We start from the raw sequence: 23,975 nt of genomic DNA, 5'->3' as shown, positions 1-23,975 counted from the left end.
ACAGGCTCAAGGGGCCTTGGAAGCAGCCCCCGAGGCTGGAGAAGAAGCCTCATGCACCCCCATCGCAGCACTTGCCGAGGACATGGGTTTGGGCAAAGCAGGCGCTGATGCCGAAGTGGGTGTTGCCAGTGCCGGCCTGACAGCCGGTGTGACTGAAGGAGTGATCACCGCTTGATCCGAAGACAGCTGATCGGAGGCGTTCTGCTCAGCGGGCACAGAAGAAGTGGCCGTTTCATCAGAGATCGGGGCTAGCGAAGAAGCAGGCCGCATCAACGCTGCAACGCCTAAGGCCAAACCAAACAATGCGACGATGAACCAGACAGACAGCTTGGAGGACGTGGGTTGTGCCGACGACGTGACCGAGGGTGGTGAAGTCTCCAACGGCTCGCTGGCTGGCGGGAAGTCAGCCGTCACTGGCTCGTTTTCCATCGACATCCCAACCAGTGCATCGGCCTCAGCTTGAGACACCATCCCCACCGAAACTGGGCTGACCCTTGGGACTTCCGGCTCTGCTTGCTCAACAACATGGGGTTGGATGAACAACTGGTCCTGGTTAACACCCAACACATCTGCCAAGCGCCTGGCAGCCGTCAGCTTGACTTGGACACTGTAAAAGGAACTGGTACCGCCCTCTTCCAACTGAAGGATTTGTTTGGTCGACATACAGGTCCTGGTCGCAAGATCTCCCACAGCCAAGCCCTGGGCTTCACGCGCTGAACGCAAAGCATCCCCATTCAGGCTGGAATCTTGCTGCAGCGGGGTCATGTCAAGCGAAGGTGCGGACACAGTGAATCAGATCACTTGACCAACAGCAATTCGCCTTTGATAGACGCGCCTTTTTGAACCGACAGGGTTTGGTACACCACGTGGCCATCTACCGAAGCAGACGAGGTCACGATCAATTCGTTGCAAGTGGCCGTGCCAGAGAACTTGCCTTTGATGTGCAAACTGTTACACGTCACCACCCCATCCACTTGGCCACGGGAGCCGATGGTCAGATCGTCAACCTGGATTTGCCCGTTCAAAGAACCTTCCACATGGATGGCACCTTTGGCGGCAATTTCCCCACGGAAAGAAAAACCCTCGCTCAAAATTGAAGGTTTCGATGTCGTGCTTGAAATCATGTCCATCATGGTGTTCCTCGGTGGAGCGACAGGCGCTGCCGTTGGTTGAGCATCTTCTTGCACCTCTTGCAGCTCATCGCTCGAACCAGAAGTGTTCTCGTTGGGAGGATTAGTGCTGCTGGTTTTGGATTTGTTGAACATATTGTGCCGTCCGAATAACTTTTTGAGGATTGACGGGATATCCGCCAATCAAAATTTCTAAATGCAAATGCTTGCCTGTGGAGGATGAACCGGTGTTGCCAATATTGCCCATGACCGAATCCGTGGTGACTTTGTCCCCCAACTTCACCTCAATGTTTGCCAAGTGGCCATACAAGGACTCCACGCCGTTGGTGTGACGGATCACCACCGTGTTGCCATACTGCTGGTGGTATTGAGCCAACACCACAATGCCAGGCTTCACTGGGTGCACCTTCTCATCTCCGGTTTGGCTCAACATATCCAAACCCGTGTGGAAATGGACCTGCCCCGTCAAAGGATGACGTCGAATGCCGAAGTCTGAGGTCACGCTGTAATTGGGCACGGGCATCAAGGTCGGCAATGCATACAAAACCTCGCGCAAAGAGCGGTTGGTCGCCAACTGATCAGCCACTTTGCCGCGCAGCAGCGGGTTCCCTTTGACATCGTCGTCAATGCTGAAACCGCCATTGGCAGCGTTTTGCTGAATGATTTTGACGATTTTCTCGGTCAGCCCGGATGACTCAAGTTGCGACTTCATGGTCACATTCTCTTGAGACACGGCCACCATCGAGGTATCGACAAAACGGCGAATGCTCATGTCTCGGTCCCGAATGGTTTGCGCCAAAGCCACCATCTGCTCGTCGTTCATGGACAAGGCCTCACCCTGTTCCGAGTCAGAGGCACTGCTGAGCAAAGCACGGTAGACCTCTTCGTGAGAGCGTTCTAATTTGGCACGGCTCACCATCAAACTCACACTGGTGAACAGCAAAACCACAATTGCAACCAACATCACGCCAGTGACCAAAATACCAGAGCGCACGAACAGACGCTGCACACGGGCGGTGACGTTCAAGTAATGGACGTCACCGTTTTGCTCCAAGATGATGCGTGCATCTTCGTACTGACGCGTCCAGCCCTCAGACACCAGTCCGGGCAAGAGGCGAGCGCCCTTGGTGAGTCGGCGAATCAGCATGCGCAAAAGCGAATCAAGCAGCGGGTGCCGTAGCGCCCAGATTCAGCACGGGACCATTGGGGCCTTGACTCAAGGTGCCTTCGATCTCACCACCCTTTTCAATCTCAATTTCCATGTATTGAACTTTGCCGGCAATCTTGCCTGTCGAACGCACGATCAAACTTTTTTCGCTGATGATGGTGTTGTGCAATTGACCACGCACATCAATCACTTTGGCTGAAATGCGGCCGGTGATCTTGCCGGTTGGGCCGATCAGGACCTCTTCTGCCGTCAAATCGCCCTCAATCACACCGTTGATGATGGCTTTTGATGGCACAACGAACGTGCCTTTGACGACTACGCCGTCACCGATGACAACGCTTTCAAGCGAATCAGATTGATTGGACATAAGAACTCCTTCCTTTCGATTTTAGCAAATAAACTGAAAAAATCAGAAAGATTGCAGTTTTATGTTTTTTGAAACGCCCAACAAAAGTGATATTCCGCAATCACTTAGGCTATTTTCTGAAAGCATTTCCTAAAAAATATGTGAGTCAAAGTCACAAATCCAAAACCAACACGGGTGATTTGGAGCGAGAGCAACAAGGCGTGAACTGGTCGTTGGCCTCTTGTTCTTCAGGCGTCAAATACATGTCTTTGTGATCAGGAACACCGCTCAACACACGCACCAAGCAAGTGCCGCAGACGCCTTGTTCACACGCAATGGGCACATCAACACCTGCTTTGTGCAAGACCTCAACCACCGTTTGGTGGGCCCCCACCTGAAACTCTTGTCCTGAACTGGCGATCTTGACGGTGAACGTCGCATCCGAGGCGTCATGCACCACCTGGGCACCAAAAAACTCAAAATGCAATTGGTCTTCAGGCCAAGAATGCGCCCGTGCTGTGGCCAACACCGCATCCATGAAGCCCTTGGGTCCACACACATACAAATGCTGTCCCGCCTGGGGCGTTCCAATGACGTCAGCCAAACTCAGGGGTGGTTCTTGAGGGGCATCATCCCAATGGGTGTGCACACAAGCGGCAAAGGCTGAGGAGGCGAAACGTTGGGTGAATGCCGCCTTTGTGGCTGAACGCGCGAAATAATGCAACGCAAAGTTGGCACCTTCAGCCGACAGTTGCTCGGCCATCGACATCAAAGGCGTCACGCCAATGCCACCGGCCAACAACAGGTGCCGCTTGGCATCGGTCGCCAAAGGAAAGTGGTTCTTGGGCGCGCTGATCTCCAACACATCCCCCTCCTTCACACTCGCATGCACCGCCTCTGACCCGCCGCGTGAGGCGGGATCGCGCAACACCGCAATGACATAACGTTGTGCGTCACTGGGCGGATTGCACAGGGAATATTGGCGCACCAACCCCGACGGCAAATGCACATCAATGTGCGCGCCAGCCGTGAAGGCCGGCATGACCACACCAGGAACCGGCAACAACTCCAAAGAACAAATGCCGTCGGCTTCGTCGCGTTTGTGCGCCACGCGCACCTTCAAGATTTGCTGAGTCATGCTGCACCTTCAACAGCCACGCCCTGCTCTTGCGCGATCAAGCGGTCCAGCACGCGACGCGATTGCACACCGCCGGCATCGATGTTGAGTTTGAGCAACTCGCGCGTCGGGTAGGCCAACAGATTTTTTTGTTGCAGCTGCAGCATCTCTAAGTCTTCGCTGAAAATTTTGCCTTGGCCTTCGCGAATGCTCGCGGTCAGCTCTGCATCGTTGGGCTTGAATTTGCGGGCCATGCCCCAGTGGTACCAAATCGACGTTTCGGTTTCGGGCGTGATGAAGTCCACCACCACGCTCGAAGCCTTGACCTCTTCGGGCGCGTTGTAGCCACCCTTGCCAGCCAAGGCCACGCCCACTTCAATCATCACGTGACTCGGGGGCGAGAAGCGGCAAATTTGCCAACGGTCCACCGGCTGGTCGTCGGGCAGGTCATTGCCCCGCAAGGCCAGCTTCCAAAACGGAGGTGCCGAAATGTTGTCCATGAAACGGCTGGTCACCACCAAGTCGCCCTCGGTTTTGGTGGTGCAAGGCACTTCGTCAATCTCTTTTTGACCAATGCTGTTGGCGTGCACATAGGTCTCGTGCGTCAAGTCCATCAGGTTGTCAATCATCAGCCGGTAGTCACAGCCGATGTGGTACAGCCCGCCGCCGTAGGCCCAAGCCGGGTTGTCGAAAAACTCAAACACCGGCATCTGGCTTTCGTCAGCCAAACGCGCGTCGCCCGGCCACACCCAGACAAAACCGTAGCGCTCCACCACAGCAAAGCTGCGAATCGCAGGAAAAGCACGCACACGCTGCCCGGGCATCGACACCGTTTTGCCGTCACAGCCCATGACCAAGCCGTGGTAACCACACACCAACTGGCCTTCACACACAAAGCCCAAAGACAAGGGCGCGCCACGGTGCGGGCAAAAGTCTTCCAAGGCAGACACCTTGCCACCCTCGCCACGGTAGAACACCATGCTCTCGCCGCAGATTTTTCGCCCCAAAGGCTTGTCGGTGATTTCCGCGGTCGAACAGGCCACGTACCAGGTATTTTTCAAAAACATAGCGACTCCTTGATTCTTCATTCAGTGCTCAAGCCAACTGCGGGGCATCCACACGGGCCACGCCCAACAATTGGTCCAATAACTCGGGGGCAGCCAACAGGCTTTCTGCGCTGCCGGTGTGCACCACATTGCCATGGTCCAACACCACGGCGCGGTGGCTGATGGCCAAAATGGCCTGAGGATGCTGCTCCACGATGATGGCCGAGAGGCCTTCTTCGCGGGTGATGCGTGCAATCGCCCGCAGCAACTCTTCCACAATGATCGGCGCCAAACCCTCCAAGGGTTCGTCCAGCAACAGCAAGCGCGGGTTGAGCACCAAGGCCCGCCCCACCGCCAGCATTTGCTGCTCACCGCCTGACAGTTGTGTGCCCAAATTGGTCTTGCGCTCGGCCAAGCGCGGGAACATCTCGTACACCCGTTCTGGCGTCCATGGCTTGGCGCTGTGGCCTAGGCGCCCGGGGCGCACCACGGCGGTCAAGTTTTCGTGCACCGTGAGCGATTTGAAAATGCAACGCTCTTGGGGCACCCAGCCAATGCCGGCAGCTGCGCGCTGGTGTGAGGGCATGTCGCTCAAGACATCGCCACCCAACACAATGCGCCCACCGTGCTGGCGCGTGGCACCGGCCAAGGTGTCCATCAAGGTGGTCTTGCCGGTGCCGTTGCGGCCCAACAAAGCCAAGGTTTCGCCCTCAGCCAGAGAGAAGCTCACCCCATTCAAGACCACCGCTTCGCCATAACCGGCGCTCAAGTTGTCGACTTGCAGCAAATCAGACATGTGCATTCTCCCCGTGGCCCAAATACACCGCCTTGACTTGGGCGTCGTTGGCAATCTCCTGCGGTGTGCCCTCGGTCAACACCGCGCCGTTCACCAGCACGGTGATGCGATTGGCAAAACCGAACACCAAGTCCATGTCGTGCTCAATCAAGAGCACCGACACATCGCTGGGCAAGGCCGCCACGGTTTGCAGCAGCTCTTCGCGCTCGCCAGCGGGTACGCCTGCCACGGGCTCGTCCAGCAACAACACGCGCGGCTCACAAGCCAAGGCAATGGCCATCTCCAGCAAACGGCGCTTGCCATAGGCCAAATGTTCTGTGCGCTGGTTCATCACCTCACGCAAGCGGAACATGGCCAGCAACTCCTCGCAGCGCGCCACCACGGCCTCGTTGCTGCCCAACACTTGCCACCAGCGGTTGCCCAAGCCCCGCTGCTGAGACACCACCATGGCCAAAGTCTCCAGCGGCGTCATGCTGTTGAAGAGTTGGTTGATCTGGAACGTCCGCACCATCCCACGGCGCACCCGTTGGTGCGGCGCCAGGTGGGTGATGTCCTCCCCCTCCAGCGTGATGCGGCCTTCGGTGGCGGGCAACACCCCCGTCATCAGGTTGATCAAGGTGGTTTTGCCTGCCCCGTTGGGGCCAATCAAGGCGTGGCGCGCACCCCGCGTCACTTGCAAGTTCACATGGTCGGTGGCCGTGATGCCACCAAACCGCTTCACCAAACCCTCGGTCTTCAAGACGATCTCTGGCGTACTCATGCCGCACCGCCTTTCTTGGCAAACCAGGTCCAAGGCCGAATCAGGCGCTCACGCCCCACCAGCACCAAGACCACCAAAAACAAACCAATCCAAAACGTCCAGTACTGTGGCGTGATGCTGGAGATCACATCGTGCATGAGCTTGAACACCACCGCCCCCATCACGCCACCATACAGCCAGCCCACACCGCCAATCACCAGCATCAGCATCACATCGGCAGAGCGCTCCAAAGAGAACACATCCAACGAGGCAAACCCCGTGGTCTGCGCCATCAAAGCACCCGCGGCTCCCGCCATGCCCGCTGCCACGGTGTAGACCACCGCCAAACGCGCATGCACATGAATGCCAATCGCCATGGCACGCAAACGGTTGTCACGCACCGCCATCAGCGTGGCGCCCCAGGGCGAATGGATCAAGCGACGCGCCAACACAAACAGCAAGAGCAGCACTGTCAGCGAATACCAAGCGGCCGTTTGGCCCATCAAATCGAACTCAAAACGTCCCAGCACCGGGCCCAGCACCACGCCCTGCAAGCCATCGGCACCACCGGTCAACCAGTCCAGCTTGTTGGCCAGTTCCAACAGGATCAAAGCCATGCCCAGGGTCACCATCAAGCGTGTCAAATCGCTGCCCCGCAAAATCGTCATCGAGCACAAAGCGCCCAAGCCCGTCGCAGCCACGGTGCCCACCAGCAAACCCACCAAGGGGTCAGGCATCACCAGCTTGGCAAACAGGGCTGCGGTGTAAGCACCAAACCCCAAAAAGGCCGCATGCCCCAACGACACGATGCCGGCATAGCCCAACACCAAATCCAGCGACACACCAAACAGCGCGACGATGGCAATCTCGTTCACGATCAAGGCGTGCTGGGACAAGCCCCAAGGTGCTGCAAAAGCCAGCGCCCAAAACAGCGGCTCCCACGCCTTGAAGCGTGCGGTGTTCAACAAAGAGTCACGTGCAGTCATCACTTGCCTCCTTGGCGAACAAACAAACCTTGGGGGCGCCAAATCAAAATCACCAACATCAGCGAATACACAATGAATGCGCCCAACTTGGGCACGTAATATTTACCCGCCACATCGGCAATGCCCAACAGCAGCGCGGCCAGCAACGGCCCCGTGATCGACGAGGTGCCACCCACGGCTACCACGATCAAGAAATACACCATGAACTTGAGCGGGAACGTGGGGTCCAGACCCAACACCTCAGCACCCAAGGCACCGCCCAAACCGGCCAGCCCTGAGCCCACCGCAAAGGTGGCCGCAAACACCACGTTGACGTTGATGCCCAAACCTGCGGCCACCCGCGCATCGTCCACGCTGGCGCGCAAACGGCTGCCAAAACGTGTGGCCGACAGCACATACTGCAAACCCAAAGTCAATGCCGCACACACCGCAATGATGAACAAACGGTAGTGGCCCATGCCCAAGGCGCCGTCCCACAGCTCGGTGCGGCCTTTGAGCCACTCCGGCAGCTGCATGATCTGCTGCTGCGAGCCAATGAAAAAGTCCACCGACGACACGGCCATGAAAGCCAAGCCAATCGAAAACAGCACTTGGTCCAAGTGCGGCTTGCTGTACATGGGGCGATACAGCGTGCGCTCCAGCACCGCGCCCAACAAGGCCGTGCCGACAAAAGCCACCGGCAAACACACCAAGAACGGCACGTCAAAGCGTTGCATCAGCACCACCGTGAGGTAGCCGCCCGCCATGGCAAAAGCCCCGTGCGCGAGGTTGATGAAATTCATCAAGCCCATCGTCACCGACAGCCCCACCGCCAAAATAAAAAGAAGCATGCCGTAGGCGATGCCGTCAAACAGAATGGTCACTTGGCTTTTCCTGGATCTTTGACATCTTTGAGGGTCGAGAACTCTTGGTTGTAGAGCTGCCCATTGACCTTCTCCACCTTGCGAATGTAGATGTTGTGCACCGCGTCGCGGGTTTGCGCGTCAATGAACATCGGGCCGCGTGGGCTCTCAAAAATCTGGCCTTTCATGGCGTTGAGCAAGGCCTCGCCCGAACCGGCTTTGGTGGCTTTGGCCGCCTCGTAAATCACGCGCATGCCGTCGTAGCCCCCCACCGCCATGAAGTTGGGGCGCAAACCGTTGTTGGCTTTCTCAAAAGCGGCCACAAATTTTTTGTTCAAAGGCGAGTTGTGTGACGCCGAGTAATGGTGCGAGGTCACCACGCCCAAGGCCACATCGCCCATGCCGTTCAAGATGTCGTCATCGGTGATGTCGCCGGTGCCAATCATCTTGATGCCGGCTTTGTCCATGCCGCGCTCGGCAAACTGCTTCATCAAAGCCGCGCCCGCGCCGGAGGGCACAAACGCAAACAAGGCATCGGGCTTGAGGTCACGCACTTTTTGCAAGAAGGGTGCAAAGTCAGGGTTGCGCAAAGGCACCCGCAAGGTCTCCACCACTTGGCCCCCGTTGAAGGTCAGGCGGTCTTTGAAAAACTTCTCAGCGTCCATGCCGGGGCCAAAGTCGGACACCAAAGTCACCACGGTCTTGATGTTGTTGGAGGGGGCCCAATCGGCCAAAGCCACGGCGGCTTGGGGCACCGTGAAGCTGGTGCGCACGATGTAAGGCGACGCTTCGGTGATGCTCGATGTGGCGGCCGCCATCACCACCAGCGGTGTTTTCGATTGGGTGGCAATCGGCGCCGTGGCCAAGGCCAAAGGCGTCAGGCCAAAACCAGCCAGCACATTCACCTTGTCGTTGACCACCATCTCTTGCGCAATGCGACGGGTCACGTCCGGTGCACTGGTGTCGTCTTTGACGATCAGCTCCACCTTTTTGCCCGCCACCATGTCGCCGTTTTGCGCCATGTACAAACGTGCAGCGGCTTCAATTTGTTTGCCGGTCGAGGCAAAGGGCCCGGTCATGGGCAAGATCAAGCCGATCTTGAACTTGTCCTGCGCCAGCGCGCTGCCCACACAGGCCACCAGCGCTGCGGCTGTCACGGCGTTTAAGAAAACACGTTTGTGCATGGATATCTCCTGTTGAATTTAAAAAACCATCAGTGGGGTCGGCGAATCAACCGCCCCCCGGGAACCGAGTCGGGACTGTGCATGGCCTCGCGCAAATTGCGCTGCGCCAAGCGGGAATGTTCGCGCATGATGGCCTCGGCCCGTGCGCCTTCGCGGCAGGCAATGGCGTCCAACACTTGACGGTGCTGGTCTTGGGCCACGATCAACATGTCACGCGCTTGCGGACTGTTGGCCTGCGCCAGCACAAAGCCGGAAGGTGAGGCAAACGGCATGCTGGCCACCCGCTCAAGCTCGGGCCGCAAAAATTCACTGCCACACAAGTCGGCCAAGATCTGGTGAAAGCGCCCGTTCAGCAGCACGTAATGGGAGAAGCCCTCATCCGTCAACTGCGAAGCTTGCAGCACCGCATCAATTTGGTCCAGGCACGCGCTGGCTTGGGCCATGGCCTGCGGATCGGCGCCGCGTTGCGCCGCCCACTGGGCGGCCAAGCCCTCGATGGCGCCGCGCAATTCAATGGCATCGGCCGCGTCGCGCTCAGAAAACGTGCGCACCGCATAGCCACCGCTGGGCCAAGCTTGCAACAAGCCCTCTTGCGCCAAACGCATCAAGGCCGCACGAATGGGGGTGCGCGACACCCCCAAGCGTTCGGCCACCGCCAATTCGGTGATGCGTGCACCGGCGTCCAACTCGCCTGCCAAGATCATGTCGCGCAACTTAAGTTGCACTTTGACAGCCTGCGACCCACCCTCTTCTGGGGGCAGCACAAGCGACACAGCATTTGACGTAGACAAACCGTTCATGGCGCAGCATTGTATACATTGAAGTCAAATTTCCGCGTCAGACACCGCCATACCGGGGTAAACACCCGATTTATGTATTCAATCCAAGCCAAAATCGGGCGCTTCATGTCACCTGCGGTACTGCACATCACCGCTTGACTGAGCCAATCGGGTCACACTTGAGGCTTCGCCCCACCACCCGACGGAGAAAGCCATGAAACGACGCGAACTGATCGCGGCCCTGCCCCTGGGTTGGGCCCTGGCCAGCACCGGCCACGCCCAAAGCGCCTATCCCAACAAACCCATCCGCTACATCGTGCCCGTGTCGGCTGGAGGCGGCTCCGACATGATTGGCCGGGCCGTTTGCGAGCGCTTGGGCAAGGTCATGGGCCAACCCATCGTGGTCGACAACCATGGGGGCGGCGGCGGCATCATTGCAGCCCAAATGACCGCCAAGTCCCCGGCTGACGGCTACACCCTGATGCAAGGCTATGTGGCCACCCACGGCACAGCGCCTGCCACCCGCAAGCTGCCCTATGACCCGCTGAAAGACTTCACCGCCATTGGCATGATCGGCAGCACCCCCAATGTGTTGTGCGTCAACGCCGCCTTGCCCGTGACCGACATCAAGGGCTTTCTGGACTACGTGCGTAAAAACCCCGGCCATGTGTCCTACGGCTCCTCCGGCGCGGGCTCCCTCACCCACATGACGGCCGAGTTGTTCAAGCTGCAAACCGGCGCCTTCATGGTCCACATTCCCTACCGTGGCATTGCGCCTGCCACCACCGACTTGATTGCCGGACAAACCCAAGCCATGTTCCCCGGACTGGCCGCCGCCTTGCCGCACATTCGCGGCGGACGCATCCGCGCCTTGGCCGTGACAGGCGCGCAGCGTCACCCGCAGCTCAAAGACATTCCCACCATGGAAGAAGCCGGTCTCAAAGGCTTTGACGCCCAACAGTGGTACGGCATCGTTGGGCCTGCTGGCATGCCAGCGCCCATCGTCAAGCAACTCAACGAGGCCCTGGCCAAAGTGTTGGTCCAGCCCGACTTCAAAGAAAAGCTCTCGGGTGAAGCGGTCGAGTTGCAAGCCATGAGCCCCGAAGCCTTCACGGCTTACATCAAAACCGACATCGCGCGTTGGACTGCACTGGCCAAAGCGCGCGGCATCATGCTCGACACCTGAGGCAAGTCCTGCCTCTTACACTCACCCGTTTTTTCAACCTTTTCTGTCACCTCTCACTCAGACTTGTATGGCCATCAACACCACCGTCGCTGCCGACCACAACGCCCCGCCCGTCACCCAAATTTTGGCCCAGTACGTGGCCACCCACCCCTCCAAAGGGTGGTCTGATGCGGTCGACCACGAAGCCCACCGCACGTTCATGAACTGGCTCGGCTGCGCCGTGGGTGCTGCCAACCACGCCGCCGCCCAAGCGGCCTTGGCCGCTGTGCAAATGTTGGAGCCGTCGCCCCAAGCCAGCATCGCCGGGCGCAAAGAGCGCGTCGACATTGGCAGCGCCGCCCTCATCAACGGCATCACCTCGCACACCTTTGACTTTGACGACACCCACCTCAAAACCATCATCCACCCCGCCGGCCCCGTGGCCTCGGCGCTGCTGCCTTTGGCCGAGCACCTGGGCTCCAGTGGCCGTGAGGTGATTGACGCTTTGGTGCTCGGCATCGACGTGGCCTGCCGCATGGGCAACACCGTCTACCCTGAACACTACGACCGCGGCTGGCACATCACCGGCACCACCGGCGTGCTGGGTTCAGCCGCCGCCTGCGCGCGCTTGCTCAAGCTCAACACCGAGCAAACCGCCATGGCACTGGGCATCGCCGCCTCGCAACCGGTGGGCTTGCGCGAACAGTTTGGCACCATGACCAAACCCTTCCACCCGGGTGGTGCTGCACGTGCAGGTTTGATGTCGGCCCTGCTGGCCAAACAAGGCTTCACCGCCAGCCCCAAAGCCCTGGAAGCCCCGCGTGGCTGGGCCCAGGTGATGTCCACCAAGTACGACTGGAACGAAGTCACCCACGAACTCGGCGAGCGCTTTGAAATCAGCTTCAACACCTACAAGCCTTTTGCCTGCGGCATCGTGATCCACCCCAGCATCAACGCTTGCGTGCAATTGCGCGAGCAAGGCGTCAAAGCCGAGGACGTGGAACGCATCGAATTGCGCGTGCATTCGCTGGTGCTGGAACTCACAGGCAAAAAAGAACCCAAAGACGGCTTGCAAGGCAAGTTCAGCGTCTACCACGGCTGTGCCGCAGGTCTGATTTTTGGCCGTGCCGCCGAAGAAGAGTTTGACGACCATATCGTCACCCGCGACGACGTGGTGGCCTTGCGCAACAAAGTGCAAGCCACGGTGGACAACAGCATCCGCGAAGAAAGCGCTGACGTCACCGCCATCCTCAAAGACGGCCGCAAAGTCCATGTGTTTGTCGAGCATGCCATCGGGTCGGTGCAACGCCCCATGACCGACCAAGCCCTGGAAGCCAAATTCCACGGCATGAGCGACGCCGTGATTGGCGCCGAAAAAACCCATGCGCTGATCCAGGCCTGCTGGAACTTGGGCCAAGCCTCTGACCTGCGTGGTTTGGCCGCTTTGACCCACCCTTGAGCGAAAGCACACCATGAGCACCACACCCGCCCTGAAAGTAGGCCTCGTAGGCCTGGGCGCCATGGGCAGCGGCATGGCCGCCTCGCTGCGCCGTGCCGGCCATGACCTTCATGTCTTCGATGTGCGCCACGAGGTGGCCCAAGCCTTTGTGCGCGACGGCGGTGTCGCCTGTCCCTCGCTGGCCGAGCTGGGTGCCGCCTGTGATGTGGTGGTCTCGGTGGTGGTCAACGCCGCACAAACCGAAGAGGTGCTGTTTGGCAAAGACGGCAACGGCATGGGTTGCGCCGCCACCATGAAGCCCGGCAGCGTGTTTGTCATGTGCTCCACCGTCGACCCCAACTGGTCGGTGGCCTTGGAAGCACGTTTGGAACAACTCGGCTTGATGTATGTGGACGCGCCCATCTCAGGCGGCGCCGCCAAAGCCGCCAGCGGCGAGATGACCATGATGACCGCCGCCCAACCCGAGGCCTATGCCAAATGCGAGGCCTTGCTGCACGCCATGGCGGCCAAGGTCTACAAGCTCGGCGACAGCGCAGGCGCGGGCAGCAAAGTCAAAATCATCAACCAATTGCTGGCCGGTGTGCACATTGCCGCTGCGGCCGAAGCCATGGCACTGGGCTTGCGCGAGGGCGTGGCCCCCGACGCCTTGTACGAGGTGATCACCCACAGCGCAGGCAACAGCTGGATGTTTGAAAACCGCATGGCCCATGTGCTGGCGGGCGACTACACGCCGCTGTCTGCGGTGGACATCTTCGTCAAAGACTTGGGTTTGGTGTTGGACATGGCGCGGGCCAGCAAATTCCCGCTGCCGCTCTCGAGCACAGCGCACCAAATGTTCATGCAGGCCTCGACCGCTGGTTTTGCCCGCGAAGACGACAGCGCCGTGATCAAAATCTTCCCTGGCATTGAATTGCCCCAGAAGTCATGAAAACCGTCGACACCCTGGTGCTGCGCATCGCCTACGAGGAGTGGAACCCCGAGGCTGAGCACGCCATCGTCTTGCTGCACGGCTGGCCCGACAGCACCCGCTGCTGGGCCGAGGTGGCGCCTGCGTTGGCCGCCGCTGGCTACCGCGTCATCGTGCCAGCGCTGCGCGGCTTCTTGCCGACCACGTTTTTGAAACCCGACACGCCGCGCACCGGCCAACTCGCGGCCTTGGGCCGTGACTTGGTCGAGCTGGTGCACGCCTTGGACTTGCAACAGCCTGTGTTGGCCGGGCACGACTGGGGCGCACGCGCTGCAGCCAATGCCTGTGGCCTAGCGCCCGGCATCGCCAGCCATTTGGTCATGATGTCGGTGGGCTACGGCACCAACAGCCCCGACCAAACCTTGAGCCTGGCACAAGCCCGCAACTACTGGTACCACTGGTACATGGCCACCCCACGCGGCGCCGACAGCGTGCACCACGACCGCCGCCGCTTCACCCAAATGATGTGGGACACCTGGGCCCCTGAGGGCTGGTACAGCGCGCCCGAGTTTGAAGCCACCGCCGATGCGTTTGACAACACCGACTGGCCCGAGATCGTGCTGCATTCGTACCGCCACCGCTGGGGCCATGCGCCGGGCGACCCCGCCTACGCAGGCGACGACGCCACCCTCAATCCCGCCCCGGTGTTGTCGCTGCCCACCTTGGTCTTGCACGGCGGCGCCGACAGCTGCAACCACCCCGACGGATCGGCCGGCAAAGAACACTTTTTCAGCGGTCCTTACCAACGCCAAGTGATCCCCGATGTGGGCCACTTTCCGCAGCGCGAAGCCCCTTTTGCCGTGGCACGCGCGATGCTCGACTTTTTGCAATCGCACGCGAAAACCACTAGCCATCGTGCTTGAGCGCTTGGCGATAATCCACACCACTTCAACAGGAGACCTTTGCATGACAACTCGATTCAACACCACCGCCTTGAGCGCCTTGCTCGTGGGCCTGCTGGCCGCCACCGGCGTGCAAGCCCAAACCGTGCTGAAAATTGGTTACCCCACCACCCAAGCCTCGCACTACGGTGTGGGCAGCACCGCGTTTTGCGACGACATTGAAAAAGGCACCCAAGGTCGCTACAAATGCCAGCAATTCCCCAGCAGCGCCTTGGGCGGTGAGCGCGAAATGATCGAGGCCGTGCAACTGGGCACGCTCGACTTCGTGAACACCTCCACCGGCCCCGTGGGCAACTTTGTGCCCGAAGTCAAAATTGTCGACATCCCCTTCTTGTTTCGCGATTACGACCACGCCCGTCACACCCTGGACGGCCCCATTGGCCAAGACATCCTCACCAAGTTCCCAGCCAAAGGCTTGGTGGCCTTGTCATGGACCGAGAACGGCTTTCGCCACATGACCAACAACAAGCGCGCCATCGTCAAGCCTGAAGATGCTGCGGGCCTGAAGATGCGCACCATGGAAAACAAGGTCCACATGGACGGCTACCGTGCCTTTGGCATTCAGCCCACCCCCATGGCCTTCCCTGAAGTGTTTGGCGCATTGCAGCAAGGCACTGTGGACGGTCAAGAAAACCCCATCCCCGTGATCTTGGCTTCCAAGTTCTCGCAAGTGCAAAAGCATTTGTCGCTCACCGGCCACGTGTACTCGCCCGCCCTGTTGATCACCTCACCTCGCGTGATGAACAAGCTCAGCGATGCCGACAAAAAGGTTTTCTACGCAGCCGCCAAGAGCGCCACCGTGGCTCAGCGTAAGAAGGTCAACGACGACGAAGCCACTGGCATCGCCCAACTCGAAAAAGAAGGCATGACCGTGGTGCGCAAAGTCGACGGCCCCGCCTTCCGCAACTCGCTGCGCACGGTGTACGCCGAATACTCCAAAGAGTTTGGCGCAGACAACATCCGCAAAATCCAAGACGTCAAATAAGTCCTCAGGCCTCACACGAGGCCCAAGGCTCAGGCGGGGGCGCGAAGTGCCTGGCACTTCACCTCCCGCTTTTTTGATGGTCCTTTCAATCGCACACACCCACCGCTGCCATGAAAACTTTTGAACGCTACTTTTTAGCCACCAACCGATGGATGCTCATCGTCATGCTGGCGGTGATGTCGGTCATCATCTTTGCCAACGTGGTGCTGCGTTACACCACCAGCCAGTCCATTGAGTGGGCCGAAGAAGTGGCGCGCCACATGATGATTTGGTTGACCTTCATTGGCTGCGGCCCGGTGCTGCGCTACGGCGGCCACATCGCGGTCGAAAACCTGCAAGACAGCTTGCCTCGTCCGGTGGCCATCGCCATGCGCGCCGTGATTGCGGTGTTGCTGACGGGCTTGTTTGTGTTTTGCATTTGGTTCGGGCTTGAATACATGGACCGCACCCAATACCAACAAACCCCGGCCACGCAAATTTCGTTTGCCTACATTTACGCGGCCTTGCCCATTGGCATGGCCATGACCTTGATCCATTGGCTGCTGATCGTGCGCGACTACGTGGTCGACCGCCAGTTCCCTTCCGACGCCCACTTTGACGCCACCGCGAGTGCCTCCCTATGAACGCCAGTGTCATCCTCCTCATCTCGGCCTGCATCTACTTGGCCATCGGCGTGCCGGTGGCGTTTGCGCTGGGCCTGTCCACCGTCACCGCCTTGCTGGTGTCGGGCAACTTCCCACTCATCGTGCTGTTGAAAGAAACCTTCACCGGCATCGACAGCTTTCCGCTCATGGCCGTGCCATTTTTCATCTTGGCCGCTGAGCTCATGAGTGGCGGATCGCTCACCGAGGTGCTGCTCAAATTTGCAGGCCAGTTTGTCGGTCACAAACGCGGCGGCTTGGGCTACACCAACGTGGTGTCACTCACCTTCTTCTCGGGCATTTCAGGCTCGGCCTTGGCCGACGCCGCAGGCCCGGGCTCGATGCTGATTCGCATGATGGACAAGGCCGGTTATGGCCGCGCCTATGCGGCGGCACTCACCGCGTCCACCGCCATCGTGGGGCCCATCATTCCACCCTCGATCATCATGATCATCTACGCCTTGGCCGACGACAACGTGTCGGTGGGTGCCCTTTTTGTGGCAGGTTTGATTCCGGGTGTGTTGATCGCCGTGGCCATGTGCGTGGTGAACTGGTACGTCTCCAAACAACGCAACTACAAAGGCGATGACGAATTTCCCACGCGCAGCGAAATGTGGCAAACCACGTGGAAGGCCATGCCCGCCATCTTGTTGCCCGTCATCATCTTGGGTGGCATGCGCGCAGGTTGGTTCACCCCCACCGAGGCCTCGGTCGTGGCGGTGTTCTATGCACTCTTGTGCGGCAAGTACGTGTACCGCACCTTGGAATGGAAGGCCGTGCCCGACATCTTGTCGCGCTCGGCCCTGTTGACCGCCTCGGTGCTGTTGATCATTGGCATGTCGGCCTCGTTTGCTTGGGTGCTCACCATCGAAGGCGTGCCGCAAATCGTGGCCACTTGGATTGCCGACATGCAGTTGAGCCCTTGGACGTTCTTGATCGTCATCAACGTGTTCTTGCTGCTGTTTGGCATCTTCATCGAGCCGCTGCCCGGTGTGATGGTGCTGGTCCCCATCTTGGCACCTGTGGCGGCCAAAGTGGGCATCGACCCGATCCACTTTGCCATGGTGGTGATCTACAACTTGACGCTCGGCATGATCACGCCCCCGGTCGGCGGTTTGCTGTTTGTCACCTCCAACGTGTCGCGTGTGCCTTTGTCTGACTTGACGCGCGAACTCACCCCCTTCCTCTGGGCCCATGGCGCCGTGCTGGTGGTGCTGACTTTTGTGCCAGCGCTCAGCAACTGGCTGCCCCATGTGATGGGCTTCAAGTAAATCGCACGCGCCATGACACACCCCATCCGCTTAGGCTGCATCGCCGACGACTTCACCGGCGCGACCGACTTGGCCAACAACCTGGTGCGCGCTGGCATGCGCGTGGTGCAAACCATCGGCGTGCCCACCGAGCCCTTGGGTGCAGAAGTGGACGCGGTGGTGGTGGCCCTCAAGTCACGCACCATCCCAGCGGCGCAGGCCATCGCGCAATCGCTCGAGGCTTTGCGCTGGCTGCAAGCCCAAGGCGCCGAGCAGATTTACTTCAAATACTGCTCCACCTTCGACAGCACCGCTGCGGGCAACATTGGCCCGGTGACCGAAGCCTTGATGGCCGCGCTCGACACCGACTTCACCATTGCCACTCCGGCCTTTCCCGACAACGGGCGCACCGTGTTCAAAGGCTATTTGTTTGTCGGCGATGTGCTGCTCAACGAGTCGGGCATGCAACACCACCCGCTCACACCCATGCACGACGCCAACCTGGTGCGCGTGCTGCAAGCACAGTCGCAAGGCCAAGTGGGTTTGATCGACCACCGCTGCGTGGCGCAAGGCGCGCCGGCGGTGCTTGCACGCATGGCCGAACTGCAAGCCCAAGGCGTGCGTCTGGCAGTGGTCGACGCCGTCAGCAACGACGACTTGTTGCGTTTGGGCCCAGCGCTGAAACACCTGCCCTTGGTCACCGCCGGTTCAGGGGTGGCCATTGGCCTGCCCGCCAACTTTGGATTGCGCGCCAACCCCACGGCCAGCCAGTTGCCGCCCGCCAGCGGCACACAGGCCATCGTCTCGGGCAGCTGCTCCACGGCGACGCGTGGCCAAGTGGCGCATTTCATCGCCACGGGCCGTCCCGCGTTTGCACTCGACCCCTTGGCGCTGGCTCGCAGCCCCGAGGCCGCAGCCGAGGTGGTGGCGCAAGTCTGCGCCTGGGCCGCACCGCACCTGGCCTCAGGCCCGGTGCTGGTGTATGCCACGGCCGAGCCCGAAGCTGTGAAAGCCGTGCAAGCGCAACTCGGCGTCGACGCCGCAGGGGCTTTGGTGGAACACACCCTGGCCAGCATCACACGCGGCCTGCTGGCCCTGGGCGTTCGGCAATGGGTGGTGGCCGGTGGCGAAACCTCGGGCGCTTGCGTGCAAGCGCTGGGCGTCACCCAAATGCAAATTGGCCCACAAATCGACCCGGGCGTGCCGTGGTGCCTCGCGCACACCTCAGCCGGGCAAGTGCACCTCACGCTCAAGTCGGGCAACTTTGGCAGCGCAGATTTCTTCACCAAAGCGCTGGCGCAACTCCAGCCCTGACCCGTCACTGAACCGCCATGACCGAAACCCACGCCCGAGAAGAAATCTGCCGCATCGGCCACAGCCTGTTTGCACGCGGCTACGTGCATGCCACGGCAGGCAACATCAGCGTGCGCTTGGACGACGGTTTCTTGATCACCCCCACCGACGCTTGTTTGGGCTTTCTCGACCCGGCACGCTTGGCCAAGCTCGATGCACATGGTCAGCAGCTCAGCGGCGACAAGGCCAGCAAAACCATCGCCCTGCACACCTGCATCTATGCCGCCGCGCGGGCGTTTGATGCCCACACCGCCTGCGTCATCCACACCCACAGCACCCACTGCGTGGCGCTGACTTTGCGTGCAAGCGATCAGACCCAGCCGCAAAGCACCTTTGCCCAAGCCCCCGAGTTGCTGCCCGCCCTCACCCCCTACTTTGTGATGAAGGTGGGCCACGTGCCCGTGATCGACTACCACCGCCCAGGCGATGCGCAAGCCGCCGAGGCCGTGGCACGCACCATCACCCGCTACGGTGAACAAGGCACGCCCATTCGCGCCGTCATGCTTGCGCGCTTAGGCCCCAACGTGTGGCACGACACGCCCGCCGCAGCCATGGCCACGCTGGAAGAACTCGAAGAAACCGCCCGCTTGGCCTGCATGCCCACCACCGACACGCACGCACTCAACGCCGCCCAGATTCAAGCGCTGCGCCAAACCTTTGGCGCACGTTGGTAGTGCTGCCCAGGCACGACGCCACGCGCACCCTGAACGCCTTCGTCTATTTTTCTTGACGCTTCACACCGCCCAAAGACCATGCCTCAATTCGCCGCCAACCTCACCATGATGTACACCGAGTTGCCGTTTCTCGACCGCTTTGAAGCAGCGGCAGAAGACGGCTTTACAGCGGTGGAGTATTTGTTTCCGTATGCGTTTGAAGCCAGCGAGTTGTCGGCTCGCCTCAAAGCCCATGGCTTGCAGCAGGTGCTCTTCAATGCGCCGCCCGGCGGCACCGACGCGGCCAGCATCGACGCAGCGTGGGCGAGCAACACCCGTGGCATCGCCAGCATTCCAGGGCGCGAGGCCGAGTTTCAAGCCGGTGTGCACTTGGCCCTGCGCTATGCCGAGGTGCTGCATTGCCCACGCATCCACCTCATGGCGGGTCTGCTGGGTGAGGGCCAAAGCCGCACCAGCAACTTGCCCACCTACACCAGCAACCTGCGCTGGGCAGCGACCGAAGGGGCCAAAGCGGGCTTGGATGTGTTGATCGAGCCCATCAACACGCGCGACATTCCGGGTTTCTTTTTGAACCGCCAAGACCACGCACACGACATCATCCAGACCGTGGGTGCCGCCAACCTCAAAGTGCAGATGGACCTGTACCACTGCCAAATCGTTGAAGGCGATGTGGCCATGAAAATTCGCCAATACCTGCCCACAGGCCGCGTGGGCCACTTTCAGATTGCGGGCGTGCCCGAGCGCCATGAGCCCGACCTCGGCGAGATGAACTACCCCTACCTGTTTGACGTGATCGACGAGGTCTCGCAAGCCTGCGGCTGGCAAGGCTGGATCGGCTGCGAGTACCGCCCGCGTTTGGGCGGCCAAGCCGGTGGCACGTCGGCGGGTTTGGACTGGCTGCGCGCACGCCGCTGATGGCTGGATCAGCCACGCTCCCAGCCACACCTACGTCGCACACACCGCACCCGCTTCACCTTTCACAAGCCACTCACTCGTCACGCACCATGTCACAGCACTTCATCCACAACCAATGGGTCTCAGGCGCCTCGGGTGAATCCATCCCCGTGATCGACCCGTCCACGGGCGAGACCTTTGCCACCATCGCACGCGGCAACGCACAAGACATCGACCAGGCCGTGGTTGCGGCACGCCAGGCTTACCAAGGCGCTTGGGGTGCCTTCACCGCCGCCGAGCGTGGCCGCGTGTTGATGAAGCTCGCCTACACCCTGCAAGACCATGCCGAAGAACTGGCCCAGCTCGAATCGCGCGACTGTGGCAAACCGCTCAAGCAAGCACGCGCCGATGCGGCAGCCATCGTGCGCTACTTCGAGTTCTATGCCGGGGCCGCTGACAAGCTGCTGGGCCACACCATCCCCTACCAAAACGGCTACACGGTGCTCACCTTGCGCGAACCGCATGGCGTCACGGGCCACATCGTGCCGTGGAACTACCCGCTGCAAATTTTTGGCCGCAGCGTGGGCGGTGCGCTGGCTGCAGGCAACGCCTGTGTGGTCAAACCCGCCGAAGACGCTTGTCTGTCGTTGCTGCGTGTGGCCGAACTGGCCGCCGAAGTGGGCCTGCCCCCCGGCGCCCTCAACATCGTCACCGGCTACGGCCATGAAGCGGGCGATGTGCTGGTCAAGCACCCCGGCATCGACCACATCTCGTTCACCGGCTCACCCACCATTGGGCAACTGGTGGTGCGCAACGCGAGTGTGAACTACACGCCTGTGACACTGGAACTCGGTGGCAAGTCGCCACAAATCGTATTTGCCGATGCCGACTTCGACGCCATGGTGCCGGTGGTGGTCAACGCCATCGTGCAAAACGCCGGGCAAACTTGTTCGGCCGGCAGCCGCTTGCTGGTGCAACGCTCGGCCTACGAGGAGGTGCTGAGCCGTTTGAGCCAAGCCTTTGGCCAACTGCGCTGTGGACCCGCGCACATGGACCTCGACTGCGGCCCGCTGATTCGCCACAGCCAACTCGAACGCGTGCAACACTTTTTGCAGCAAGTGCAGCAAGACGGTTTGCCTGTTGCGGGCCAAGGCCAGGTGGTGGCGCAAGCACCCGCAGGCGGTTTTTACCAAGCCCCCACGCTGGTGCGTGACGTGCCGGTGCAACACCGCTTGGCGCAAGAAGAAGTGTTTGGCCCCGTGTTGGCTGCCCTGCCCTTTGACGACGAAGCCGATGCTGTGCGCATCGCCAACGCCACCGACTACGGCCTGGTCGCCAGCATCTGGACCCGCGACGGTGCACGCCAAATGCGTCTGGCCCGCCAAGTGCGCTCAGGCCAAGTGTTCATCAACAACTACGGCGCCGGCGGCGGCATCGAGCTGCCCTTTGGCGGCGTCAAAGCCAGTGGCTGGGGCCGTGAAAAAGGCTTCGAAGCCTTGTACGGCTTCACCGTGCTCAAAACCATTTCCATCCGTCACGATTGATTCAAAGGAACCCACCATGCGCGTGCACAACAAAGTTATTCTCGTCACCGGCTCAGGCAGCGGCATTGGCGAAGGCATTGCCCACCGCTTGGCCCAAGAAGGCGCCGTGGTGGTAGTCAACGACATCCACGCGCAAGCAGGCCAGCAGGTGGTGAACGCCATCGTGGCGGCAGGTGGCCGCGCATCGTTCTGCGCGGCAGACATGACGCAGACCGCACACGTACAAGCCTTGGTGGCGCACGCGGTGCAACAGCACGGGCGCTTGGACGTGGTGGTCAACAACGCCGGTTGGACCCACCGCAACCGCCCTGCACTCGAAGTGAGTGAAGACGAGTTTGACAAGTGCTACGCCGTCAACATGAAGAGCATTTATTTGTCCACCGTGCACGCGGTGCCCGTGTTTCGCCAACAAGGCGGTGGCGTGTTCATCAACATCGCATCTACCGCCGGCGTGCGCCCACGCCCGGGTTTGACTTGGTACAACGGCTCCAAAGGCGCGGTGATCATCACCAGCAAATCGCTGGCGGCAGAGCTCGGCCCCGACAACATCCGCGTCAACTGCATCAACCCGGTGTTCAACCCCGACACAGGTTTGTCCGCCGAATTTGCGGGCGGCCCCATCGACGATGCGCGCCGCGCCAAGTTCATGGCGTCCATTCCACTGGGACGTTTCTCAACAGCGCTGGATGTGGCCAATGCCGCGCTTTACCTCGCCAGCGAGGAAGCTGCCTTCATCAGCGGTGTGTGCATTGAGGTGGATGGTGCGCGCTGCGTCTGAGCTCAGCGCAACAGGGCCAACCACTGGGGCAAGCACACGGTCTGCAAATCAAACTGCGCGACCATGGCTTGGCGCGCTTGCTGGCGCATGGCGGTGAATCGCTCGGGGTGCGTCAGCACCTCACACACGCGCCGAACCAAGCCGTCTGCGTCAAAAAAATCAAACAACAACCCCTGCTGCTGATCTTCGATCACCTCAGCCACCGGTGCCGTGTTCGACGCCACCACGGCGCATCCCACCGACATGGCCTCCAGCAAAGACCAAGACAGCACAAACGGATAGGTCAGGTACACATGCACGGCAGACACCTGCAGCACTTGCACGTAGCTGCGGTAAGGCAGTTTCCCTAAAAAGTGCACGCGGCTCCAATCCACATCGTGTTGCAGCTGTTGGCTGTACATGGCGCGGTAACTTTGCCCTGCTGGCAAACGTCGCCCATAACTCACCTCATCGCCGCCCACCACCAACACCTGCGCGTTGGGCCGCTCAGCCAGCAGTTTCGGCAAGCTGCGCATGAACACATGAAAACCTCGGTAAGGCTCTAAGTTACGCGCCACATAGGTGATGATTTCTTGCCCCGCCTGAAAGACCCGCGAGCCCACTTGGAACGCGGCATCGGGATTGGGGCACAGCGTGGTGGTGTCCACCCCTTCGTGCAACAGCTCAATCTTGCTGGCAAATTCTGGCGGGTACTGATGCCGCTGCCATTGCGTGGGTGACACGCCCACATCACAGGCTTGCAACGCATGCAACTGCGCACTGTTGCGAACGCGCAGCTTGAGTTGGTCATCAAAGCTGGAAGCAAACTCTGGATCAAAGTTGACGTCAGCCCCCACACTTCGGTAATAAAACTCAAAGTACTGGATGTGTTTGGCTTGCGGAAACACATCGCGCAAAAACAAAGCCTCGCCCCAGCCAGGGTGCGCCACCACCACATCTGGCTCAAAGCCCTGTTGCTTCAAACCCAACACGGTGCGAGCCACGTCTTGCCCACGGCGAACTTGCGCTTCAAACCCAGCCACGTAGTGGTGTGTGTGTTGTGACGATTTATTCAGCGCTTGGTAGGCATGCAACTCAATGCGGGGGTGCACCACGGGCCGCCCTTTGATGCTGGCCGCGTCCCCCACACACACCACGCGGTGCTCGGCTTGGCTGGCCAAGGCACGCACCACATGAAGAAACTGCCCAGGAAAATTCTGGTGAACAAACAGGTAATTCATGGGTGGCCTA

Annotated in this window: 26 protein-coding genes and 1 pseudogene; 14 read left to right on the top strand and 13 right to left on the bottom strand. The window is 60.1% G+C overall.

Annotated elements, in window-relative coordinates; translation table 11 throughout:
• Window positions 1-16 precede the first annotated feature (16 nt).
• Together ACKWJN_RS16120 and ACKWJN_RS16115 are read left to right on the top strand one after the other, a co-directional pair.
• On the top strand, window positions 17-175 hold the full coding sequence (locus ACKWJN_RS16120) for a hypothetical protein (RefSeq protein ID WP_408598623.1): 159 nt from the start codon (window positions 17-19) through the stop codon (window positions 173-175).
• Window positions 176-310: 135 nt separating this feature from the next.
• Window positions 311-463 carry a hypothetical protein gene (locus tag ACKWJN_RS16115; protein ID WP_408598621.1) on the top strand — a complete coding sequence of 51 codons (153 nt, stop codon included), beginning with the start codon at window positions 311-313 and terminating at the stop codon, window positions 461-463.
• A 92-nt stretch (window positions 464-555) separates the two neighbouring features.
• Here ACKWJN_RS16115 and ACKWJN_RS16110 read toward each other — a convergent pair.
• The 12 genes and pseudogenes from ACKWJN_RS16110 to ACKWJN_RS16055 all read right to left on the bottom strand — a co-directional run.
• Window positions 556-765, bottom strand: a pseudogene (locus ACKWJN_RS16110) (helix-turn-helix domain-containing protein); the annotation flags it as partial.
• A gap of 32 nt (window positions 766-797) precedes the next feature.
• Window positions 798-1,130, bottom strand: a complete 333-nt coding sequence (locus ACKWJN_RS16105) for a polymer-forming cytoskeletal protein (protein ID WP_408598602.1) — start codon at window positions 1,128-1,130, stop codon at window positions 798-800.
• Between the two features lie 103 nt (window positions 1,131-1,233).
• Window positions 1,234-2,277, bottom strand: coding sequence for a M23 family metallopeptidase (locus ACKWJN_RS16100; RefSeq protein ID WP_408598600.1), 1,044 nt, complete (start codon window positions 2,275-2,277; stop codon window positions 1,234-1,236).
• Between the two features lie 13 nt (window positions 2,278-2,290).
• The gene (locus ACKWJN_RS16095) at window positions 2,291-2,665 is read right to left on the bottom strand and encodes a polymer-forming cytoskeletal protein (protein ID WP_408598599.1); all 375 of its coding nucleotides are present in this window, start codon (window positions 2,663-2,665) and stop codon (window positions 2,291-2,293) included.
• 151 nt (window positions 2,666-2,816) lie between these two features.
• Window positions 2,817-3,782, bottom strand: a complete 966-nt coding sequence (locus ACKWJN_RS16090) for a PDR/VanB family oxidoreductase (RefSeq protein ID WP_408598598.1) — start codon at window positions 3,780-3,782, stop codon at window positions 2,817-2,819.
• A complete protein-coding gene (locus tag ACKWJN_RS16085; protein WP_408598597.1) occupies window positions 3,779-4,828 on the bottom strand; it encodes a Rieske 2Fe-2S domain-containing protein in 1,050 nt (349 codons plus the stop codon). Before ACKWJN_RS16085 ends, ACKWJN_RS16090 begins: the two co-directional genes overlap by 4 nt.
• A 28-nt stretch (window positions 4,829-4,856) precedes the next feature.
• Window positions 4,857-5,603, bottom strand: a complete 747-nt coding sequence (locus ACKWJN_RS16080) for an ABC transporter ATP-binding protein (protein WP_408598596.1) — start codon at window positions 5,601-5,603, stop codon at window positions 4,857-4,859.
• Window positions 5,596-6,363, bottom strand: a complete 768-nt coding sequence (locus ACKWJN_RS16075; RefSeq protein WP_408598594.1) for an ABC transporter ATP-binding protein — start codon at window positions 6,361-6,363, stop codon at window positions 5,596-5,598. The genes ACKWJN_RS16080 and ACKWJN_RS16075 overlap by 8 nt, the downstream gene beginning before the upstream one ends.
• Window positions 6,360-7,328: a branched-chain amino acid ABC transporter permease gene (locus ACKWJN_RS16070; protein ID WP_408598592.1), complete on the bottom strand. Its 969-nt coding sequence runs from the start codon at window positions 7,326-7,328 to the stop codon at window positions 6,360-6,362. The genes ACKWJN_RS16075 and ACKWJN_RS16070 overlap by 4 nt, the downstream gene beginning before the upstream one ends.
• On the bottom strand, window positions 7,328-8,191 hold the full coding sequence (locus tag ACKWJN_RS16065) for a branched-chain amino acid ABC transporter permease (protein WP_408598590.1): 864 nt from the start codon (window positions 8,189-8,191) through the stop codon (window positions 7,328-7,330). Before ACKWJN_RS16065 ends, ACKWJN_RS16070 begins: the two co-directional genes overlap by 1 nt.
• A complete protein-coding gene (locus ACKWJN_RS16060; RefSeq protein WP_408598588.1) occupies window positions 8,188-9,354 on the bottom strand; it encodes an ABC transporter substrate-binding protein in 1,167 nt (388 codons plus the stop codon). The genes ACKWJN_RS16065 and ACKWJN_RS16060 overlap by 4 nt, the downstream gene beginning before the upstream one ends.
• A 29-nt stretch (window positions 9,355-9,383) precedes the next feature.
• Window positions 9,384-10,154 carry a GntR family transcriptional regulator gene (locus ACKWJN_RS16055; RefSeq protein WP_408598586.1) on the bottom strand — a complete coding sequence of 257 codons (771 nt, stop codon included), beginning with the start codon at window positions 10,152-10,154 and terminating at the stop codon, window positions 9,384-9,386.
• Window positions 10,155-10,347: 193 nt separating this feature from the next.
• Between ACKWJN_RS16055 and ACKWJN_RS16050 the strand changes: the two genes are divergently transcribed.
• The 12 genes from ACKWJN_RS16050 (at window position 10,348) to ACKWJN_RS15995 (ending at window position 22,745) form a co-directional block, all read left to right on the top strand.
• The gene (locus tag ACKWJN_RS16050) at window positions 10,348-11,319 is read left to right on the top strand and encodes a Bug family tripartite tricarboxylate transporter substrate binding protein (protein WP_408598585.1); all 972 of its coding nucleotides are present in this window, start codon (window positions 10,348-10,350) and stop codon (window positions 11,317-11,319) included.
• Between the two features lie 67 nt (window positions 11,320-11,386).
• Entirely contained in the window at window positions 11,387-12,757 is a 1,371-nt protein-coding gene (locus ACKWJN_RS16045; protein WP_408598583.1) for an MmgE/PrpD family protein, read from the top strand.
• A gap of 13 nt (window positions 12,758-12,770) precedes the next feature.
• Complete coding sequence (ltnD, locus tag ACKWJN_RS16040) at window positions 12,771-13,685, top strand: L-threonate dehydrogenase (protein ID WP_408598582.1); 915 nt, start codon at window positions 12,771-12,773, stop codon at window positions 13,683-13,685.
• Window positions 13,682-14,587 (top strand): alpha/beta fold hydrolase, encoded by a 906-nt coding sequence (locus tag ACKWJN_RS16035; RefSeq protein WP_408598580.1) that lies wholly within the window; start codon window positions 13,682-13,684, stop codon window positions 14,585-14,587. Before ltnD ends, ACKWJN_RS16035 begins: the two co-directional genes overlap by 4 nt.
• 43 nt (window positions 14,588-14,630) lie before the next feature.
• Window positions 14,631-15,611: a TRAP transporter substrate-binding protein gene (locus tag ACKWJN_RS16030; RefSeq protein ID WP_408598578.1), complete on the top strand. Its 981-nt coding sequence runs from the start codon at window positions 14,631-14,633 to the stop codon at window positions 15,609-15,611.
• 110 nt (window positions 15,612-15,721) lie between these two features.
• Complete coding sequence (locus tag ACKWJN_RS16025; protein ID WP_408598576.1) at window positions 15,722-16,234, top strand: TRAP transporter small permease; 513 nt, start codon at window positions 15,722-15,724, stop codon at window positions 16,232-16,234.
• Window positions 16,231-17,523 carry a TRAP transporter large permease gene (locus ACKWJN_RS16020; RefSeq protein WP_408598574.1) on the top strand — a complete coding sequence of 431 codons (1,293 nt, stop codon included), beginning with the start codon at window positions 16,231-16,233 and terminating at the stop codon, window positions 17,521-17,523. Before ACKWJN_RS16025 ends, ACKWJN_RS16020 begins: the two co-directional genes overlap by 4 nt.
• A gap of 12 nt (window positions 17,524-17,535) precedes the next feature.
• Window positions 17,536-18,816 (top strand): 3-oxo-tetronate kinase, encoded by a 1,281-nt coding sequence (gene otnK / locus ACKWJN_RS16015; protein WP_408598572.1) that lies wholly within the window; start codon window positions 17,536-17,538, stop codon window positions 18,814-18,816.
• 17 nt (window positions 18,817-18,833) lie between these two features.
• A complete protein-coding gene (locus tag ACKWJN_RS16010) occupies window positions 18,834-19,529 on the top strand; it encodes an aldolase (protein WP_408598570.1) in 696 nt (231 codons plus the stop codon).
• A 78-nt stretch (window positions 19,530-19,607) separates the two neighbouring features.
• A complete protein-coding gene (gene otnI, locus ACKWJN_RS16005) occupies window positions 19,608-20,444 on the top strand; it encodes a 2-oxo-tetronate isomerase (protein WP_408598568.1) in 837 nt (278 codons plus the stop codon).
• Between the two features lie 89 nt (window positions 20,445-20,533).
• A complete protein-coding gene (locus ACKWJN_RS16000; protein WP_408598566.1) occupies window positions 20,534-21,967 on the top strand; it encodes an aldehyde dehydrogenase family protein in 1,434 nt (477 codons plus the stop codon).
• 16 nt (window positions 21,968-21,983) lie between these two features.
• Window positions 21,984-22,745 carry an SDR family oxidoreductase gene (locus ACKWJN_RS15995; protein WP_408598565.1) on the top strand — a complete coding sequence of 254 codons (762 nt, stop codon included), beginning with the start codon at window positions 21,984-21,986 and terminating at the stop codon, window positions 22,743-22,745.
• Between the two features lie 2 nt (window positions 22,746-22,747).
• On the opposite strand, the gene ACKWJN_RS15990 is transcribed toward ACKWJN_RS15995, so the two are convergent.
• On the bottom strand, window positions 22,748-23,965 hold the full coding sequence (locus ACKWJN_RS15990) for a glycosyltransferase family 4 protein (RefSeq protein WP_408598564.1): 1,218 nt from the start codon (window positions 23,963-23,965) through the stop codon (window positions 22,748-22,750).
• Window positions 23,966-23,975 lie beyond the last annotated feature (10 nt).

Source organism: Limnohabitans sp. (assembly GCF_046052825.1).
GTDB lineage: Bacteria > Pseudomonadota > Gammaproteobacteria > Burkholderiales > Burkholderiaceae_C > Limnohabitans.
This window is presented reverse-complemented; position numbering and strand designations above follow the sequence as displayed.